This window comes from Aurantiacibacter odishensis, from assembly GCF_003605195.1.
In the GTDB taxonomy this organism is placed as follows: domain Bacteria; phylum Pseudomonadota; class Alphaproteobacteria; order Sphingomonadales; family Sphingomonadaceae; genus Alteraurantiacibacter; species Alteraurantiacibacter odishensis.
The window spans coordinates 1-3,659 of the sequence record NZ_QYOS01000009.1; the positions used below are offsets into that span (position 1 = coordinate 1).

Sequence of the window (3,659 nt, forward strand, 5' to 3'; positions counted from 1 at the left end):
GACGAGGCCGTCCACATCGGGCCGCCACCTGCCAATGAGAGCTACCTGCTCGCCGACAAGATCATCGCCGCCTGCAAGCAGACCGGGGTCGAGGCGGTGCATCCGGGCTATGGCTTCCTCTCCGAACGCGCCAGTTTCGTCGAGGCGCTGGAGGCGGAGAACATCGCCTTCATTGGCCCGCCAGCCAGCGCGATTGCCGCGATGGGCGACAAGATCGAGTCCAAGAAGCTGGCCAAGCAGGCGGGCGTCAACACCGTGCCCGGCTCCGAAGATGCCATCGATACGACGCAAGAGGCGCTGAAAGTCTCCAACGAAATCGGCTATCCGGTGATGATGAAGGCCAGCGCAGGCGGCGGCGGCAAGGGCATGCGGCTTGCATGGAACGACAAGGACGTGGAGGAAGGGTTCGAGGCGACCAAGCGCGAGGGCCTCAACTCCTTCGGTGACGACCGCGTGTTCATCGAGAAGTTCATCGAGGACCCGCGCCATATCGAGATACAGGTGCTGGGCGACAAGCACGGCACGGTGCTGTATCTGAATGAGCGCGAGTGCTCTATCCAGCGTCGCCATCAGAAGGTGGTGGAAGAAGCGCCGTCGCCCTTCGTCACGCCCGAAATGCGCCGCAAGATGGGCGAGCAGGCCGTCGCTCTCAGCAAGGCCGTGGGCTATCACTCGGCAGGGACGGTGGAACTGATCGTGTCGGGCGCGGACCCGACGGGGGAGAGCTTCTACTTCCTCGAAATGAATACCCGACTTCAAGTGGAGCATCCCGTCACCGAAGCCATCACCGGTATTGATCTGGTGGAATACATGATCCGCGTGGCGGCGGACGAAAAGCTGCCGATGAGCCAGGACGATATCGGCATCGACGGCTGGGCGATCGAAAACCGCATCTATGCCGAAGACCCCTATCGCGGCTTCTTGCCCAGCACCGGGCGACTGGTGCGCTATGCCACCCCGGTCGAGCCGTGGGCGGGCGACCTTCGCGGTGTGGACGGTGTGCGGTTCGATTCAGGTGTGCAGGAAGGCGGCGAGGTGTCGATCTTCTACGATCCGATGATCGCCAAGCTGGTGACATGGGGCAGGACGCGCGACGAGGCGGCAGACCTTCAGATTGCGGCGCTGGACGCGGTGGAACTGGAAGGGCTTGGCCACAATGTCGACTTCCTCTCCGCCCTGATGCAGCACCCGCGCTTCCGCTCCGGCAATCTCACCACCGGGTTCATCGCCGAGGAGTATCCCGATGGCTTCGAGGGCGCGGCGACGAGCGAGGAGCGCCTGCGCGTGATCGCGGCAATCGGGGCGGGCATCGAGTTCACCCACCAGGCGCGCCAGCGGCAGATCAGCGGGCAACTGGACGGCCCTCTGCCTGTCACGCCCGCCTGGATCGTGCGCGTCGATGGCGTGGATCATACGGTGACGCTGGGTGATGGCCATGCGATGGTCGACGGGCACAAGGTGGAAGGGCACTGCGACTGGCAACCGGGGCAGCGCACCGCCACCGCCACGCAGCCCGATGGTCCGACGCTGGGCCTCAGCGTCACGCGCAAGGGCCCGAACTGGGCAATCAACACCCACGGCCGGACTTACACCGTGCGCGCGCTTCCGGCGCGGCTGGCAGAGCATGTTGGACACATGATCGAGAAGCAGCCGCCGGACACGTCGAAGATGCTGCTGTGCCCGATGCCGGGTCTACTGGTGAAGCTGCACGTGGGCGAGGGGGAGCAGGTCGAGACCGGCCAGCCGCTCGCCACGGTGGAAGCCATGAAAATGGAAAACATCCTGCGCGCCGAAAAGAGCGGCACTGTCGCCAGCATCAACGCCGAAGAAGGCGAGACCCTGGTGGTCGATGCGGTGATCCTCGAACTGGAGTAGAGAGGGAAATACCTGCCATGAAAATTCTCGTGCCCGTGAAGCGGGTGATTGATTACAACGTGAAGCCGCGCGTGAAGAGCGACGGATCGGGCGTCGATCTTGCCAACGTCAAGATGAGCATGAACCCGTTCGACGAGATCGCGGTGGAAGAAGCTCTGCGGCTGAAGGAAGCGGGCAAGGCCGAGGAAGTGATCGCGGTGTCGATCGGCCCGGCCAAGGCGCAGGAAACGCTGCGCACCGCGCTCGCCATGGGCGCGGACCGCGCGATCCTGGTCGAGACGGATGAGCAGGTCGAGCCGCTGGCCGTCGCCAAGATCCTGAAGGCTATTGCCGCCGAGGAAGAGCCGGGCATCGTGATGCTGGGCAAGCAGGCTATCGACGACGATTCCAACCAGACCGGGCAGATGCTCGCCGCGCTGATGGAGCGCCCGCAGGGCACCTTCGCCAGCAAGGTGGAGATCGACGGCGATGCCGTGTCCGTCACCCGTGAAGTCGACGGCGGTCTCGAAACGGTGAGGCTGACGCTGCCCGCCATCGTCACCACCGACCTTCGCCTGAACGAGCCGCGCTATGCATCGCTGCCCAATATCATGAAGGCGAAGAAGAAGCCGCTGGATACCAAGACGCCTGCCGATTACGGCGTCGACGTGGCCCCGCGCCTCACCACCACCAACGTCTCCGAGCCGCCGGTCCGCCAGGCTGGCGAGATCGTTGAAGATGTGGACGCGCTGGTCGCGAAGCTCAAAGCGCTCGGAGTGGCGTAAGTCGCGCAGAGCGTCCTGAGCCTGTCGAAGGACTGCTTTTGTTTTTGAACGTCGCGCTGAGAGAAGGACAGCCCTTCGACAGGCTCAGGGCGAACGGAATGAGAGGTTAGATGAAATGACCGCACTCGTATTTGCTGAACCCCACGGCGACGCTGTCGCCGATGCCACCCTCGCCACCATCACCGCCGCTGCCGCGCTCGGCGGCCCGGTGCACGTGCTCACCACCGCCGCTGGCGATGCGCATGCTGCCATCGCCGGTGTCGAGAAGGTGCTGGTGGCGGACGATGCCGCCTATGCCAACGGTCTTGCCGAGAACCTCGCCCCGCTGATTGCCGGCCTCATGGACGGCTATGACGCCGTGCTGGCCCCTGCCACCACCACCGGCAAGAACGTGCTGCCCCGCGTTGCCGCGCTGCTCGACGTGATGCAGGTCAGCGACATCATCAGCGTGGAAGGCCCCAGGACCTTCACCCGCCCGATCTATGCCGGCAACGCCATCGCCACGGTCGAGTCGAGCGATCCCAAGCTGGTGATCACCGTTCGCACCACGGCCTTCGACAAGGCTGAGGCAGAAGGCGGCAGCGCCAGCGTGGAAGCCGCGAGCGGCCCCGGCGATGCGGGTATCTCGCAGTTCGTGAAGCTGGACGCGGTGAAGAGCGACCGTCCCGAGCTCACCAGCGCAGGCATCGTCGTATCGGGCGGCCGCGCGCTGAAGGACGGCGAGACGTTCGAGCAGTATATCACCCCGCTGGCAGACAAGCTGGGCGCCGCCATCGGCGCATCGCGCGCTGCGGTGGACGCAGGCTACGTGCCCAACGATTACCAGGTCGGCCAGACCGGCAAGATCGTGGCGCCCGAAGTCTACATCGCCATCGGCATCTCGGGCGCGATCCAGCACCTTGCCGGCATGAAAGACTCCAAGGTCATCGTCGCCATCAACAAGGACCCCGACGCCCCCATCTTCCAGGTGGCGGACATCGGCCTCGTGGCAGACCTGTTCAACGCCGTGCCGGAACTGAC

At 64.8% G+C, this 3,659-nt stretch carries 3 protein-coding genes; all 3 read left to right on the forward strand.

Features of this window, described 5'->3' with window-relative positions; all coding sequences use genetic code 11:
- Nucleotides 1-1,875 (forward strand): ATP-binding protein (locus tag D4Q51_RS00110; RefSeq protein WP_120075325.1); only part of this gene is annotated, 1,875 nt, incomplete at its 5' end.
- A 17-nt stretch (nt 1,876-1,892) separates the two neighbouring features.
- Nucleotides 1,893-2,639 carry an electron transfer flavoprotein subunit beta/FixA family protein gene (locus D4Q51_RS00115; protein ID WP_120075328.1) on the forward strand — a complete coding sequence of 249 codons (747 nt, stop codon included), beginning with the start codon at nt 1,893-1,895 and terminating at the stop codon, nt 2,637-2,639.
- 115 nt (nt 2,640-2,754) lie between these two features.
- Nucleotides 2,755-3,659 (forward strand): electron transfer flavoprotein subunit alpha/FixB family protein (locus tag D4Q51_RS00120; protein WP_120075330.1); only part of this gene is annotated, 905 nt, incomplete at its 3' end.